This is a genomic window from Pseudoclavibacter helvolus, assembly GCF_049707175.1.
GTDB lineage: Bacteria > Actinomycetota > Actinomycetes > Actinomycetales > Microbacteriaceae > Pseudoclavibacter > Pseudoclavibacter helvolus_A.
The window spans coordinates 32,832-47,954 of record NZ_JBNAFM010000011.1; the positions used below are offsets into that span (position 1 = coordinate 32,832).

General features: G+C 69.8%; 15 protein-coding genes and 1 pseudogene. 7 read left to right on the forward strand and 9 right to left on the reverse strand.

The features are described from left to right. The gene (locus ACPYN9_RS10310; RefSeq protein WP_424466281.1) at window positions 1-615 is read left to right on the forward strand and encodes a LysE/ArgO family amino acid transporter; all 615 of its coding nucleotides are present in this window, start codon (window positions 1-3) and stop codon (window positions 613-615) included. 5 nt (window positions 616-620) lie between these two features. Here the strand turns inward: ACPYN9_RS10310 and ACPYN9_RS10315 are convergent, their stop codons facing one another. Continuing rightward, the gene (locus ACPYN9_RS10315) at window positions 621-1,061 is read right to left on the reverse strand and encodes a GNAT family N-acetyltransferase (protein ID WP_424466283.1); all 441 of its coding nucleotides are present in this window, start codon (window positions 1,059-1,061) and stop codon (window positions 621-623) included. Window positions 1,062-1,201: 140 nt separating this feature from the next. Here ACPYN9_RS10315 and ACPYN9_RS10320 point away from each other — a divergent pair, with 140 nt between their 5' ends. Together ACPYN9_RS10320 and ACPYN9_RS10325 are read left to right on the forward strand one after the other, a co-directional pair. Beyond that, window positions 1,202-1,348, forward strand: coding sequence for a hypothetical protein (locus ACPYN9_RS10320; protein ID WP_424466285.1), 147 nt, complete (start codon window positions 1,202-1,204; stop codon window positions 1,346-1,348). A 150-nt stretch (window positions 1,349-1,498) separates the two neighbouring features. Further along, complete coding sequence (locus tag ACPYN9_RS10325; protein WP_424466287.1) at window positions 1,499-1,792, forward strand: hypothetical protein; 294 nt, start codon at window positions 1,499-1,501, stop codon at window positions 1,790-1,792. A 12-nt stretch (window positions 1,793-1,804) separates the two neighbouring features. Here ACPYN9_RS10325 and ACPYN9_RS10330 read toward each other — a convergent pair whose 3' ends face one another. The 6 genes from ACPYN9_RS10330 to ACPYN9_RS10355 all read right to left on the reverse strand — a co-directional run bounded on the left by ACPYN9_RS10330 (window position 1,805) and on the right by ACPYN9_RS10355 (window position 9,714). Then, complete coding sequence (locus ACPYN9_RS10330; protein ID WP_424466289.1) at window positions 1,805-2,494, reverse strand: response regulator transcription factor; 690 nt, start codon at window positions 2,492-2,494, stop codon at window positions 1,805-1,807. After that, window positions 2,491-5,064, reverse strand: coding sequence for an ATP-binding protein (locus ACPYN9_RS10335; RefSeq protein ID WP_424466291.1), 2,574 nt, complete (start codon window positions 5,062-5,064; stop codon window positions 2,491-2,493). The genes ACPYN9_RS10330 and ACPYN9_RS10335 overlap by 4 nt, the downstream gene beginning before the upstream one ends. 3 nt (window positions 5,065-5,067) lie before the next feature. Then, window positions 5,068-5,724 (reverse strand): potassium-transporting ATPase subunit KdpC, encoded by a 657-nt coding sequence (kdpC, locus tag ACPYN9_RS10340; RefSeq protein ID WP_424466293.1) that lies wholly within the window; start codon window positions 5,722-5,724, stop codon window positions 5,068-5,070. 92 nt (window positions 5,725-5,816) lie between these two features. Beyond that, a complete protein-coding gene (kdpB, locus tag ACPYN9_RS10345; protein WP_424466458.1) occupies window positions 5,817-7,940 on the reverse strand; it encodes a potassium-transporting ATPase subunit KdpB in 2,124 nt (707 codons plus the stop codon). 2 nt (window positions 7,941-7,942) lie between these two features. Continuing rightward, complete coding sequence (gene kdpA, locus ACPYN9_RS10350; RefSeq protein WP_424466295.1) at window positions 7,943-9,625, reverse strand: potassium-transporting ATPase subunit KdpA; 1,683 nt, start codon at window positions 9,623-9,625, stop codon at window positions 7,943-7,945. Next, window positions 9,625-9,714: a potassium-transporting ATPase subunit F gene (locus tag ACPYN9_RS10355; protein ID WP_424466296.1), complete on the reverse strand. Its 90-nt coding sequence runs from the start codon at window positions 9,712-9,714 to the stop codon at window positions 9,625-9,627. The genes kdpA and ACPYN9_RS10355 overlap by 1 nt, the downstream gene beginning before the upstream one ends. Before the next feature lie 342 nt (window positions 9,715-10,056). Here ACPYN9_RS10355 and ACPYN9_RS10360 point away from each other — a divergent pair, with 342 nt between their 5' ends. Beyond that, entirely contained in the window at window positions 10,057-11,043 is a 987-nt protein-coding gene (locus ACPYN9_RS10360) for an NAD(P)H-binding protein (RefSeq protein ID WP_424466298.1), read from the forward strand. 12 nt (window positions 11,044-11,055) lie between these two features. Here the strand turns inward: ACPYN9_RS10360 and ACPYN9_RS10365 are convergent, their stop codons facing one another. After that, window positions 11,056-11,694, reverse strand: coding sequence for a biotin transporter BioY (locus ACPYN9_RS10365; protein ID WP_424466300.1), 639 nt, complete (start codon window positions 11,692-11,694; stop codon window positions 11,056-11,058). 68 nt (window positions 11,695-11,762) lie between these two features. On the opposite strand from ACPYN9_RS10365, the gene ACPYN9_RS10370 reads away from it, so the two are divergent. After that, a complete protein-coding gene (locus ACPYN9_RS10370; RefSeq protein ID WP_424466301.1) occupies window positions 11,763-12,401 on the forward strand; it encodes a TetR family transcriptional regulator in 639 nt (212 codons plus the stop codon). Here the strand turns inward: ACPYN9_RS10370 and ACPYN9_RS10375 are convergent. Then, window positions 12,398-13,045 (reverse strand): TrmH family RNA methyltransferase, encoded by a 648-nt coding sequence (locus tag ACPYN9_RS10375; protein WP_424466303.1) that lies wholly within the window; start codon window positions 13,043-13,045, stop codon window positions 12,398-12,400. The two genes, ACPYN9_RS10370 and ACPYN9_RS10375, sit on opposite strands and share 4 nt — an antisense overlap. 67 nt (window positions 13,046-13,112) lie before the next feature. On the opposite strand from ACPYN9_RS10375, the pseudogene ACPYN9_RS10380 reads away from it, so the two are divergent. Both ACPYN9_RS10380 and nadA read left to right on the forward strand, forming a co-directional pair. Continuing rightward, a pseudogene (locus ACPYN9_RS10380) lies at window positions 13,113-13,802 on the forward strand (NUDIX hydrolase); the annotation flags it as partial. A 22-nt stretch (window positions 13,803-13,824) separates the two neighbouring features. Then, window positions 13,825-15,123 (forward strand): quinolinate synthase NadA, encoded by a 1,299-nt coding sequence (gene nadA / locus ACPYN9_RS10385; protein ID WP_424466305.1) that lies wholly within the window; start codon window positions 13,825-13,827, stop codon window positions 15,121-15,123.

A 15,123-nucleotide genomic window follows, 5' to 3' on the forward strand; every position in this document is an offset into this window, starting at 1 on the left:
ATGACCTTCGATCTCCTCACCCCGCTCGCCGGCTTCGGCTTCGGCCTCTCGCTGATCGTGGCGATCGGCGCGCAGAACGCGTTCGTGCTGCGGCAGGGGCTCCTGCGGAGGCACGTGTTCGCGGTGGTCGCCGTCTGCGCACTCTCAGACGCCCTGCTGATCCTGCTCGGCATCGGCGGCGCCGGCATCGTCTTCGCCGCTCTGCCGTGGCTGACGACCGTGGTGCGCATCGCGGGCGCGGCGTTCCTGCTCGGCTACACCGTGCTCGCGGCGCGCCGAGCGATCAAGCCGAAGGCGATGGATGCGGCGGGCGAGCAGACGTCGCCGGCGCTCCTCCCAACGGTGCTCACGGTGCTCGCGCTCACGTGGCTGAACCCGCACGTGTACCTCGACACCGTCGTGCTGCTCGGGTCGGTCGCGAACACGCACGGCGAGGCCCGCTGGCTCTTCGGGGCCGGCGCCGCGGTCGCCAGCATCGTCTGGTTCGCGGCGCTCGGCTACGGCGCCCGTCTGCTGCAGCCGGTCTTCGCGCGGCCGGCCGCGTGGCGCATCCTGGACGCGATCATTGCCCTCGTGATGGCCGCCATCGCGGTCTCGCTGCTGCTCGGTCTCTGACAGCCTTAACGAACGCTGAGCTGGAGGTGCAGGACGGGAAACGGCCGCCCTTCTCCGTCCACCTCCGACCTGCCGATCTCGACGAACCCTCGACGTGCGTAGAAGGAGCGTCCGATCGGATTCTGCTCATTAACATCAACCCGCGTGACCCGGCGACCCGCGAGAACCGAGTCGAGGAGCGCGCTCCCGACTCCGCCGCCCTGCGCATCCGCATCGACGAAGAGCATCTCGAGAACGCCGTCCTCGAGCGCGACGAAGCCGACAAGACGGCCCCCGAGCTCGGCGACCCGCAGGTCTGACATCTGGGGCAGGTAGCGCACCACGTCGTCCGCGATGGCGTCAACATCTGCGGGAGAGAGGAAGGTGTGCGTCGCCTCGACCGAACGACGCCAGATGTCGAGCAGCGCGGGGAGGTCGGGGACGGTCGCCGGCCGAATCGAGATCACCGCCCGATCATAAGCACGCTGCTGGCGGCACAACCCGGTGCTGAACCCCTCGCGGCCGGCCCGTGCAGCCCGAGCACTCCCCAGCCGCGAGCGCTATCGTCACCCCAAGTCAAGGTAGACCCCCGACCGGAAGGCCAATGATGAGCGACCAGAAGATCTCCCACGACAGCGACGGCGAAGAGAAGCCGGGCGGTCTCGGCGAGGACGGCACGATCCCGAACTCCGACGACGGGGTCGCGGTCGGCTACGACCCAGACGCGTCGACCTTCGAACCGGAAGAAGACTGACCACCGGTCCGAATCCGGATCGCAGCCGTGGCCCGCGACGCTCCCGCGACGTGGGCCACACCCGTGCGGCCGGTTCGTCCTCGCGACACTCACGGCCCGCGTGCATCCGCAACCCCGGGACCTCTCAGCACGAGACCCCAGGCTCGCCGAATGAGCCATCAGCTGCATGACAACGACGACAGCCTCTCGAAGAGCGAACAGCTCGAGAAGGACACCAGTTACTCCCCCGGCAGCGACACCGAGACGCAGGAGAAGCAGGAGACGACGACGGAGCGGGTCGACGAGGTCGACGGCCAGGTCGACCACGACATCGACACCGATCAGGTGAACGTGCGCCCGGGCACCGGCGGGCCAGACGACGTCGGCGACATCGACGTGAACGCCGACGACATCAATTTCCCCAGCGCAGAAGAGGCGAGCCTAGCGGCCCCCACCGACGGCTAGAGCAAGCGACAGCTACGGCGAGACCACGAGGCGGTAGCCCATGCCCGCCTCGGTGAGCAGGTGCTTCGGGGCGGACGGCACGGGTTCGAGCTTCTTGCGGAGCTGCGAGAGGTACAGCCGGAGATAGCCCGTGTCGTTGACGTGCTCCGAACCCCAGATGCTGGTGAGCAGCATCTGCCGGGTCACGAGCCGTCCCGCGTTGCGCACAAGTAGCTCGAGCACCTGCCACTCCGTCGGTGTCAAGCGGACATGCGTCGCCTCCCCGTCCACCGTTCGCACGACGCTCTTCGCGGCCAGGTCGACCGACACCTCGCCGAACGTCACGACGGGCTCCGCATCGCCCTGGGGCACGCGGCGCGACAGTGCCCGGATGCGCGCCAGCAGCTCGTCGACCGAGAACGGCTTGGTGACGTAGTCGTCGGCACCCGCGTCGAGCGCGTCGACCTTGTCGCCCGCGCCGCTGCGACCCGAGACGACGAGGATCGGCGCCTCGGACCATCCACGGATCGCCTGGATGACCTCGAGTCCGTCGAGCGCCGGCATGCCGAGGTCAAGAAGGTAGAGGTCGGGGTGGCTGTCGATGGCCAGGGCGATCGCTTCAGCGCCGTCGCGGGCGACCAGCACCTCGTACCCCTTGGCGGTGAGGGTGATGCGGAGCGCTCTCAGCAGCTGCGGGTCGTCGTCGGCGATCAGGATCTTCATGCGTGCCCTTCCTGGTTCCGAGCCGCGTCAACGTCCACGTCGGGGAGCGCGACCGGAAGCGTCACGACCATCGTCAGCCCTCCTCCGGGGGTGTCCTCCGGCACCAGTGTGCCGTGCATTCCCTCGACGAAGCCCTTCGAGATCGCGAGCCCGAGCCCGAGCCCCGTCGTGTTGTCGGTGTCGCCGAGGCGTTGGAACGGCACGAACACGTCGTCGCGCCGCTCCGCCGGAATGCCTGGGCCGTGGTCGACGACCCTGATCTGCACGTTGCCGCCGAACTCGCTCGTCGCGAGCCGCACGCGTCGGTTCGGTGGGGCGTGGCGAACGGCGTTGGCGAGGAGGTTCACGAGCACCCGCTGCAGCAGGGCGGGGTCGGCGGCAGCGGATGCGGCGTTCGGGTCGAGCGCCAGTTCGATGTCGTCGGGGCCGAGCTGTAGCTCGTCGAGCGCTGGGACGATGACGTCGGCAGGGTCGGTTGGCAGGATCGTGACGGCCAGGGCGCCTGACTGCAGGCGGCTCACGTCGAGCAGGTCGGTCACGAGCGAGGCGAGGGTGCCGAGGCTCTCGTCTGCGGCCTCGAGGAGTTCCGCGCGGTCGTCGGCGCTGAGCTGCTCGCCCGCCGAGCGCAGCCCGGTGACGGCTGCCGTCGCCGCGGCGAGTGGGCGCCGAAGGTCGTGGCTGAGCGCCGAGAGGAGGGCGCGTCGCACCTTGTCGGATGCGGCGAGCGGGGCGACCTCGTCGGCCGCGTCGCGCAGGTCGCGGTGTTCGAGGGATGCGCCGAGCTGCGCGACGATGACCGTCAGCAGGCGGCGTTCGGAGGCGTCGAGCTCCCTGCCGTGCAGCTCCAGCACGACGCCGCCCTTCGTCGAGGAGGCGGCGAGCACCGGCACTGCCGTGTGGCGGTTGCCGCGCACCGGTTCCCCGCAGCTGGCGAGCACCTCGCCGCCCGCATCCTGCGCCCCGGTGTCGACAAGCCGGGTGTCGACGAGCCGCACCCCGGCGAGACCGAACGCCTCGCGGGTGCGCTCGACGAGGGCCTGCATCGAGTTCTGGCCCCGGAGCACGCTGCCGGCAACGGTCTGCAGGAGCTGCGACTCGGCGGCCGCGCGCCGCGCTTCCCGCGTCTTCCTCGCTGCACGGTCGACGACGAGGCTCACGAGCGCCGCGATGACGACGTAGAGCACGATCGCGATGAGGTGGCTCGGCTCGGTGATGAGGACGGTGCCGAAGGGCGCGACGAAGAAGAAGTCGAGGGTGATGCCGGAGAGCACCGCGGCGAACAGGGCGGGCCATAGTCCGCCGACGAGGGCGACCGCGACGACCAGGAGCTGATAGCTGAGGGCGTGGGTCGTGAACGAGTCGACGCTGCCGAGCGACGACAGGAGCCAGGTGAGGAGCGGCCCCGCGGCGAGTGCGAGCGCGAACCCGGCGACTCGACGCCGCAGGGTGAGCGCGCCCCCGAGTCTCGGCAGCCGGAGTCCTCCACCGGCGGCGTCGTGGTTCACGATGTGCACGTCGATGCTGCCGGCCTCGCGCGTGACCGTGCTGCCGACGCTCGGGCCGGTGAGCAGCGCCGCGAGTCGGCTTCGTCGGCTCACGCCGATGACCAGCTGGGTGGCGTTGACGGACCTCGCGAACTCGATAAGCGAGGCGGGGATGTCCTCCCCGACCACCTGGTGGTACGTGCCACCGAGCTGCTCCACCAGCGACCGCTGGCGCGCCAGGTGGGCGGGGTCGCCCGCCCGCAGCCCGTCCTGGCTCGTGACGTGCAGCGCGAGCAGCTCCCCGCTGCCCGATCTCGCCGCGATGCGCGCGCCGCGCCGCAGCAGCGTCTCGCCCTCAGGCCCGCCGGTGAGCGTCACGACGACGCGCTCGCGCGCTTCCCACGTTGAGTCGATGCCGTGCTCGTCGCGGTAGCTCTGCAGCGACTGGTCAACGTCGTCGGCGAGCCACAGCAGGGCGAGCTCGCGCAGGGCGGTGAGGTTGCCGAGCCGGAAGTAGTTGGAGAGCGCCGCGTCGACCCGCTCTGCCGGGTAGACGAGGCCGCCGGAGAGGCGGTCGCGCAGGGCCTGCGGCGACAGGTCGACGACCTCGACCTGGTCGGCGCGCCGAAGCACCTCGTCGGGGATGGTCTCACGCTGCGGTGCCCCGGTGATCTGTTCGACGACGTCGTTGAGCGACTCGATGTGCTGAATGTTGACCGTCGACAGCACGTCGATGCCGGCTACGAGCAGCTCCTCGACGTCCTCCCATCGCTTCTCGTTGCGGGAGCCAGGGGCGTTGGTGTGGGCGAGCTCGTCGACCAACGCAACCTCAGGGGCACGCGCGAGCACAGCATCCACGTCCATCTCGGACAGCGTCACGCCGCGGTGGATGATCGTGGCGCGCTCCAGGGTCTCGAACCCCTCCGCGGCTGCCGCGGTCGCAGCCCTGCCGTGGGTCTCGACGACCGCGACGACCACGTCGCCGCCGGCCTCCCGCATCCGCCTGCCCTCGTGCAGCATGGCGAAGGTCTTGCCGACGCCGGGGGCGGCGCCGAGCAGCACCCGCAGCCGTCCCCGCTTCGCCATGGCTCACTGCTCCTTGCTGCCCGGGGTCGAGGTGGTGTCGATCGTCGCCGCGCCGAGCTCGTCGAGGGCCAGGTTGAGCTCGAGCACGTTGACGCTGGCCTGCCCCAGAAATCCGAGAAGCGGGCCCGTCGTGTGCGCTGCGACCAGCGTACGTACCTCGTCGGGTTCGAGCCCGCGCGCCGCAGCGACCCGTGCAACCTGCAGCGCCGCGTACTCGGGGCTGATGTGCGGGTCGAGCCCCGACGCTGAGGCGGTCACCGCGTCGGCCGGCACCGCTTCGGGCGGAACCCCGTTGAACTCGGAGATCTGGGCGCGGCGCTCCTCGATGGCGGCGACGAGGTCCGCGTTCTCCGGCCCCAGGTTGGAGCCGGAGGAGGCGCCCGCGTCGTAGCCGTCACCGGCGGCCGACGGCCGTGACTGGAAGAACTCGGGCAGCGGGGCCCCATCGGCGTCGACGAACGACTGCCCGAGCAGGCTGGAGCCTGTGGCCTCGCCGCGGCTGTCGTCGAGCATCGAGCCGTTCGCCTGCGCCCCGAGGGCGAGCTGGCCGAGGCCCGTGATCACGAGCGTGTAGGCGATACCCAGCACGACGGTGAAGAGCAGCATCGCCCGCACGGCGACACCGGTGGTGCGCACCGTGGCGCGAGTGGAGGAGTTCATGTGGTGTCCTGTCGAATCTGTCGAGGGTCAGAGGTGAGTTCGGGGCCAGAGGATGTTCGGGCCGGTGGATGTTCGGGCCACTGGATGCCTGGTCAGAAGCCCGGGATGAGGCGCACGACGAGGTCGATGAGCCAGATGCCGATGAAGGGCGCGATGACGCCGCCGAGTCCGTAGACGAGGAGGTTGCGGCCGAGCGTGCTCGCTGCGTTCGCCGGCCGGTACTTCACGCCCCGCAGGGCGAGCGGGACCAGTAGCACAATGACCACCGCGTTAAAGACGATCGCCGACAGCACCGCAGAGGCCGGCGAGTGGAGCCCCATGATGTTCAGCACCCCGAGGCCCGGGAACACGCCCATGAACATGGCCGGGATGATCGCGAAGTACTTCGCGATGTCGTTCGAGATGGAGAAGGTCGTGAGCGCGCCCCTCGTGATGAGCAGCTGCTTGCCGATGCGCACGACGTCGATGAGCTTGGTGGGGTCGGAGTCGAGGTCGACCATGTTCCCGGCCTCCTTAGCGGCCGAGGTGCCCGTGTTCATGGCCACGCCGACGTCGGCCTGCGCGAGCGCCGGGGCGTCGTTCGTGCCGTCACCGGTCATCGCGACGAGGTTGCCGCCTTCCTGCTCGCGCCGGATGTACGCCAGCTTCTGCTCGGGCGTCGCCTCGGCGAGGAAGTCGTCGACCCCCGCTTCTTTCGCGATGGCGGCCGCCGTGAGCGGGTTGTCGCCGGTCACCATGACGGTGCGGATCCCCATGGAACGCAGCTCTGCGAACCGCTCGCTGAGCCCCTCCTTCACGACGTCCTTGAGGTGCACGACCCCGAGCACGCGGCCTCGGCCCGCGCTCGCCTGCTGGCCGGGCGCATCCATCACGGCGACCACGAGCGGGGTTCCCCCGCTCTGGGAGACTCGGGTGGTCGCCTCCTCGAGCTCCCGCAGCTGCGAGGCTTCGACGGGCGAGCCCTCGGCGGCAAGCCAGGCCGCCACCGCCGACCCAGCTCCCTTGCGGATGCGCGAGCCGTCGGCCAGGTCGAGCCCGGACATGCGGGTCTGCGCGGTGAACGGCACAATCTCGCCGCGACCGCCGCCCTCCGCGGGCGCGCCGACGTCGACACCCTGCTGGGCCGCGAGCTCGACGATGGAGACCCCTTCCGGGGTGGGGTCGGCGAGCGACGACAGCGCGGCGGCCCGCACCAGGTCCTGGTCGCGCACTCCCGCCATGCGCACGAACTCCGACGCGCGGCGGTTGCCGTAGGTGATCGTGCCGGTCTTGTCGAGCAGCAGGGTCGTCACGTCGCCGGCGGCTTCGACGGCGCGCCCAGACATGGCGAGCACGTTGCGTTGCACGAGGCGGTCCATGCCTGCGATGCCGATGGCCGAGAGGAGCGCCCCGATGGTGGTCGGGATCAGGCAGACGAGGAGCGCGATGAGCACGGTGATGCTGACGGGCTTGGCAGCGTAGGAGGCGATGGGGTTGAGCGTGAGCGCGACAATGACAAACACGATCGAGAGCGACGCGAGGAGGATGGAGAGCGCGATCTCGTTCGGCGTCTTCTGCCTGGACGCTCCCTCGACGAGGGCGATCATCCGGTCGACGAACGTCTCCCCCGGCTTCGAGGTGATGCGCACGACGATGCGGTCCGACAGCACCCTGGTGCCGCCGGTGACGGCGCTGCGGTCGCCACCCGACTCGCGGATGACGGGTGCCGACTCCCCCGTGATGGCCGACTCGTCAACTGAGGCGATGCCCCAAACAATGTCGCCGTCGCCCGGGATCAGCTCGCCGGCCGAGACCGTGACGACGTCGCCGAGCACGAGGTCGGCGGACGAGACGTCGCTGGTCGCGACGGAGCTGGCCGACGGGTCGGTGCCCTGCGCGGCGTCGTACGCGTCGACGCGGTGCGCGACGGTGCTCGTCCGGGTCTGGCGCAGCGTCTCGGCCTGTGCTTTGCCTCGCCCCTCGGCGACCGACTCGGCGAGGTTCGCGAAGAGCACCGTGAGCCACAGCCAGACCGCGATGGCCCACGTGAAGGTGGTGGGGATGGCGGTCCCGCCGGAGTCGGCCGGGCCACCGAGGAACGGCTCGGCGATCGCGAGGGCGGTCGTGAAGGCTGCGCCGACCCAGACGATGAACATCACCGGGTTTCGCCACTGCTGGCGCGGGTCGAGCTTGCGGAACGCCCCTGGCAGGGACGCCAGGTACGGGGTGGAGGGCATGGTCACGAGAGTCCTTCTGCGAGGGGTCCGAGCGCGAGCACGGGGAAGTAGGTGAGCGCCGTGATGAGGACGCTGACGCCGGTGAGGAGCCCGACGAACTGCGGGCGGTGGGTGGGGAGCGTTCCGACGGTCGCCGGCACCTTGTCCTGCGCCGCGAGGGAGCCGGCGAGGGCGAGCACAAACACGATGGGAACGAAGCGGCCGAGGAGCATGACGACGCCGAGGGACGTGTTGAGCCACGGGGTGTTCGCGGTGAGCCCGGCGAATGCGGAGCCGTTGTTGTTGGCGGCCGAGGTGATGGCGTAGAGCACCTCGGAGAGGCCGTGCACGCCCGGGTTCCAGATGGAGGTGGCCTCGAGGTCGGCGCGGAGGCCCGGGATGGCGAAGCTCAGCGCGACCCCGGTGAGCACGAGGGCGGGGGTGACGAGGATGTAGAGGCTCGCGAGCTTGATCTCGCGCGGCCCAATCTTCTTGCCCAGGTACTCGGGGGTGCGGCCGATGAGGAGGCCGGCGATGAACACGGCGATGATGGCGAGCACCAGCATCGCGTAGAGGCCGGAGCCGACGCCGCCCGGCGCGATCTCGCCGAGCATCATGTTGAGCATCGGCAGCATGCCGCCGAGTGCGGTGTAGGAGTCGTGCATGGAGTTGACGGCGCCCGTTGACGTGCCGGTGCTGGTGGTGGCGAAGAGCGTCGATCCGACGACGCCGAAGCGCTGCTCCTTGCCTTCCATGGCGCCTCCGGCCGCATCCGGTGCCGCACCCATGGCCGCGGATTCGACCGCGGTGAGGACCGCGAACGACACCGTGAAGATGGTGGCCATGACGGCGAGCACCGCGTAGCCCTGGCGGCGGTCGCCGACGAGGCGCCCGAAGGTCCGTGGCAGGGAGAACGGGATGGCGAGCATGAGCACAACCTGCAGCAGGTTCGTGGCCGCGTTGGGGTTCTCGAAGGGATGCGCGGAGTTGGTGTTGAAGAACCCGCCGCCGTTGGTGCCGACGAGTTTGATGGCTTCCTGCGACGCGACGGGCCCGCCGGGGATCGACTGCGTCGCGCCGGTGAGGGTGGTGACGTCGGTGAACCCGTTGAAGTTCTGGATGACGCCGGCGGCGAGGAGTGCGAGGGCGGCGATCGTGGAGATGGGGAGGAGCACGCGCAGGGTGCCGCGGAGGAGGTCGACCCAGAAGTTGCCGAGGGTGCCGGAGCGACGCGCGGCGAGCCCCCGGACGAGGGCGATCGCAACGGCGAGCCCGACGGCGGCCGAGACGAAGTTCTGCACGGTGAGGGCCAGGAGCTGCACGCTGTAGCCGAGGGTCAGCTCGGGCGAGTACGACTGCCAGTTCGTGTTGGCGACGAACGAGGCGGCGGTGTTGAACGAGAGGTGCTCGGATGGGGCGGGAAGGCCAAGCGAGTAGGGCAGCCATTCCTGGGTTCGCTGGAGCAGGTAGACGAGGAGCACGCCGACGGCAGAGAAGGCGAGCACCCCGCGCAGGTAGGACTGCCAGGTCTGCGGCGATGCCGGGTCGACGCCCATGAGCCGGTAGGCGACCCGCTCCGGTCGCCAGTCGTTCGGCGACGAGTAGACCCACGCGAGGTAGTCCCCGAGGGGACGGTAGAGGGCGGCGAGGATGAGGGCGAGTGTGAGGAACGCGAGGACTGCCCGGAGCAGCACGGGGGCGTCCATCAGAAGCGCTCGGGATGCACGAGGGCCGCCACGAGGTAGGCGATCGCGGCGATGCCGAGCGCGGCCGCGACGAGCTCGAAGACGATCACAGCTTCTCCACCGCCTTGCCGAGAAGGCCGATGGCGGCGAAGAGGGCGATCACGCCCGCGACGAAGACGACGTCAAGCACTTGGGCTCCGTTCGGAGGTCTGCACCCGACGGGGGTTGTCGGGCTGCGCGCCGTTCAGGCGCAGTGCTTGATCCAACTCCTACCGCGACCCCCGGAGCGTGCCCCTCACGGAATCCATACGGGGCGGCCGCGCATCCTCACGGAACCCGTACGTCGCGCTGCGTCGCGGGCGTCTTTCCTGGGAGCCGGGTTTGGCTCGCAGGTTGCACGGCGATGATGAGTGCCGGCGCCGTCATGGCCTCGGGGAAGCAGGCACTGAACGATGAACGTACTGGTGATGGGCGCGACGGGGTATATCGGTAGCCGGGTTATTCCGGTCTTGCTGGACGCGGGCATGGAGGTCATTGCCGGGGCGCGGAAGCCGGGTGACCTGGATGGGTTCTGGTGGGCTGAGCGGGTGCGCCGTGTTGAGCTCGACGTGCTCGATCGGGCGTCGGTCGACCGTGCAGTCTCGGGCAAGGTCGACGCGATTCTCTACCTCGTCCATGGCATGGCGAGCGACGACTTTCGCGAGGCGGATCTTGAGGCGGCTCGGCTCGTGCGAGCGGCGGCGGATGCCGCTGGGGTCGAGCGCATCGTCTACGTCTCGGGCATCATCCCTCCGGTGCCGGAGGAGGAGCTCTCGGAGCACCTCACGTCGCGCCTGGAGGTCGAGCGCGAGCTGGCCTCCGCGGATGGGGTCGTCGTGACGCTGCGCGCGGCGATGGTGCTCGGGGCGAGCTCCACGAGCTTCGAGCTGATGGCCCAGCTGGCGGCCCGCCTCCCGGTCACGGTTGTGCCTGCCTGGATGCAGAGCGCGGTCGAGCCGATCGCGGTCGTCGATCTGGCGCGGGCCGTGAGCGGTGCGCTGACCGCAGACGTCTCGACGCGCGCGTACTCGATCGGCGGGGGCGAGCAGCTCCCTTACCCGAAGCTCATCGACCGCTATGCGGACGCCGTCGGAAAGCCGCGCCAGCAGGTCATCTTGCCCGGGCTGCCCGAGCCGATGGTCGCCAAGCTCGCGACGCTCATCACGGACGTGCCGCCGTCGACCGTGACCTCGCTCATGGAGAGCCTCCGCGAGGACATGGTGGCCGACGACAGCACCTGGGTCTCCGACCTGCTGCCCGAGGGAGGCCGTCGCCTCGTGACCGTGGGCGAAGCGCTGCGGCGCTCCGTCGCGAGCCCCGACGTCACGATCCCCGCATCTCAGCGAGACCCGATGGGACCCTTGCCTGGCGACCCGTCCTGGGCTGCGACGTCGGTCTGATCGCCGGCGCGATCAGCGCTTCAGCAGCTTCCACGCCGACGGCAGCAGCGCGCTGACGGCCACGATCTTGATCGCGTCGCCGAGGAGGAAGGGGAGGACGCCGAGGGCGAGGGCCGTTCCCACATCGACCCCGAGCGAGACCGCGAGCCAGGGCACGCCAGCCGCGTAGACGAGCAGCGTGCCGAGCACCGAGGCGCCGACCGTCGACACCACATGGCGGTCAGCGCGACGACGCGCCAGCGAGCCGACGACGGCGGCGGCGAGCACGTAGCCCACGATGTAGCCGAACGACGGGAAGAGCACGCCGGAGGCGCCGTCGGCGAAGATCGGGGCCCCGAGAGCGCCGAGGGCGAGGTAGAGCCCAGCACTCGCTGCCCCGCGAGCTGGCCCGAGCGCCGCACCGGTCAGGAGCACCGCGAAGGTCGCGAGGGAGACCGGTACCGGCGTGAAGGGCAGCGGGATGACGATGAAGCCCGCGGCGATGAGGAAGAGGGTGCCGCCGAGCACAAGCGCGACGTTGCGGAGCGCGACGCTTCGGAACGCGTCGTGCGCCTGCGAGGTGCGACCGGTTCTCGTGACGAGGTCGGCGAGAACGCGGGGTGCGTCGCCGGCGACGGAGGGCCTGCTGGCGCTGATCGATTCGGTGCTCATGGGGGTGGGACCTTTCTCGCGAAACTCCTGAACAGTGTTCAGTGAACAGTGTTCAGTAGATTAGCGACATGACACCCCGAGGTCCAGCCGGAGATCCGAGCCCCGAGAAGCTCAGCCGCATCGAGATCGTCACGACGGCGCTCGAGGTGCTCGACGAGCACGGCCTCCCCAACCTGTCGATGCGCCGCATCAGCGACAACCTTGAGGTGCAGCCGAGCGCGCTCTACTGGCACTTCCCCAACAAGCAGTCGCTGCTCGCAGCAGTGAGCGACCGCATCCTGCAACCCCTCGCCGCCGAAACGTGGCTCCTCGCCACTGACGGAAGGACGCGCGCCCTCGCAACGCAGCTGCGCACCGCCCTGCTCTCGCGACGGGATGGCGCTGAGCTCGTCTCGAGCTCGTTCGCCCTGGACCTCCTGGCCGTCGACCTCCTCAAGATGATCTCGGAGGCCGCGGCGAGCGACTTCGGGCTGGATGCGCGCGGAAGCCGCTCGTGCGGAGAGGCCGTTGTGCACTACACGATCGGGCAGGCATTCCACGAGCAGCAGCGGGCCCACGCGGCCGCGGTCGGCGCAGCGGGTGCAGCGGGCGCGGCCGGCGCTCTTCACGGACGCGCGATCGACCCGTTCACCCTGCAGGCGCCAGGGGTCGCCTTCGCGGCCGGACTCGAGCTCATCATCGCGGGCGCTGCTGCCCTCGGCAACTAGGCGAAGTCGACGTGCTGCAGCACCCAGGTGTGCATGGCGACGGCGGCGGCAGCAGACGCGTTGATCGACCGGGTCGAGCCGAACTGCGAGATCTCGAGCACCGCATCCGAAACCTCGATCGCCTCCTCTGAGACGCCGGGACCCTCCTGCCCGAAGAGCAGCACGCACCGCTCGGGCAGCTCGTACGTCTCGATCGGCACGCATCCCGGAACGTTGTCGATCGCGAGCACGGGCATCTCCTCAGCCCTCGCCCACTCAATGAAGGCCTCGACCGTCTCGTGGTGGACGACGTGCTGGTAGCGGTCGGTCACCATGGCACCCCGCTTGTTCCAGCGGCGCTTACCGACGATGTGCACCGTGTCGGCTGCGAAGGCGTTCGCGCTGCGCACGATCGAGCCGATGTTCATGTCGTGCTGCCAGTTCTCGATGGCGACGTGAAACGCGTGCCGCTTCGTGTCGAGGTCGGCGACGATCGCCTCCATCGACCAGTACCGGTACCGGTCGATGACATTGCGGCGATCGCCGTGCTCGAGCAGCTCCGCATCGAACCAGGGCCCTTCGGGCCACGCCTCACGCCCGCCGGGCCAGGGCCCCACGCCGTGCGGGGCCGCGTCTTCACTGCCGAACTGCTGCGCATCGCTCACCGCCACAGCCTAGGCGGACGTGGCGTACACTGCACTTAGAGTCAAGTCGACTCTAAGTGCCCGTCGAATGCGTCGGGGCAACCGCAAAGAGCAGGGAGCGACGCAGATGGCAGCTGCCAGGGCGACCCTCGCCGTCTCGACGGTGATCTTCGCGTTGCGCCCATCACCGCCCGCATCCGCGCGATACCCCGCCCCCACGATCTGGGTGCCGCTCGTGCGACGACAGCGGCAGCCGTTCATCGACCTCCTCGCGCTTCCCGGCGGGCCCCTCGGCGACGAAGACCTCGGGGCCGCCGCCTCGCGCACCCTCTTCGAGACCATGCGCCTCGCCCCGAAGTACCTCGAGCAGCTCTACGCCTTCGGCGACGCCGACCGCGTCTTCGGCGACGACCCGCGAGTCGTCTCCGTCGTCTACTGGGCGCTCGTCGGCAACGAGGAAGCGAGCTCAGCCCACCTCGGCGACAACGTGCGCTGGCACCCCGTCGACGACCTCCCACCGCTCGCCTTCGACCATCGCCGCATCATCGACTACGCCCTCTGGCGCCTCCGCACCAAGGTCGAGTACAGCTCCATCGCGCACAGCTTCCTCGGCGCATCCTTCACCATCGCGCAGCTGCGCGAGGTCTACGAGGCCGTGCTCGGGCGACCGCTCGACGCCGCGAACTTCCGCCGCGACCTGCTCGCCTCCCGAACCCTCGTCGAAACCGGCGAGACCCTCGCCGGCACCAGGCACCGACCACCGAAGCTCTACCGGTACATCCCCCAGAAAGACGCCAGCCATGACGACGACCGCCTCAGTGCACACCACGATCACGCGCATCCAGAACGGCGACCAGGCGGGCAAGAGCTGCTCGCCGGAGCTCACCAAGTCCCCGTGGGCGTTCGACCTGCAAGCACCGTCCTACGGTCCTGGGGCGTCCATGGCCGACCGGCTGCCGACGACGGCGCCGCGGCAGGAGCTGCTGCCGGAGGAGTACCGGACCGCGAGTGAGGCGGAGATCCACGACCGCATCGTCGCCGCCAAGGCGGAGCTCGGCGACCGGGTCGTGATCCTCGGCCACTTCTACCAGCGCGACGAGGTCGTGCAGTACGCCGACTTCATCGGCGACTCGTTCCAGCTCGCGAACGCCGCCAAGGCGAAGCCGGAGGCCGAGGCGATCGTGTTCTGCGGCGTCCACTTCATGGCCGAGACGGCCGACATCGTGTCGGCGCCTGAGCAGGTTGTGATCCTGCCGAACCTCGCCGCAGGATGCTCCATGGCAGACATGGCCGACAGCGACTCCGTCGAGGAATGCTGGGAGCAGCTCGCCGAGCTCTACGGCACCGAGGCTGACGCGGACGGCCGCGTGCCGGTCGTCCCGGTCACCTACATGAACTCGTCGGCCGAACTCAAGGCGTTCTGTGGGCGCAACGGCGGCATCGTCTGCACCTCGTCCAACGCAGAGACCGTGCTCGCCTGGGCCTTCGAGCGCGGGCAGCGGGTGCTGTTCTTCCCCGACCAGCACCTCGGCCGCAACACGGCGAAGGCGATGGGCGTGCCGCTCGAGGAAATGCCGCTCTGGAACTCGCGCCGCCCTCTCGGCGGTCAGACGCCAGAGACCCTCGACACCGCCAAGGTCATCCTCTGGAACGGCTTCTGCTCCGTCCACAAGCGCTTCACGGTCGCGCAGATCGAGAAGGCGCGCGCCGACTACCCCGACGTGCGCGTCATCGTGCACCCCGAATGCCCGATGGCGATCGTCGACGCGGCCGACGAGTACGGGTCCACCGACTACATCACGAAGGCGATCGCGGCGGCCCCCGACGGCTCGGTGTTCGCGATCGGCACGGAGATCAACCTCGTGCAGCGCCTCGCCGCCGAGTACCCGCAGCACACGATCTTCTGCCTCGACCCCGTCGTGTGCCCGTGCTCGACGATGTACCGCATCCACCCCAGCTACATCGCCTGGGTGCTCGAAGGGCTCGTGGCGGGCGAGGTGCGCAACCAGATCAGCGTGCCGGCGTCGGTCGCGGAGCCCGCCAGGGTCGCGGTCGAGCGGATGCTAGCGGCGAGGCCCGACACGACGATGGCGTCCTGA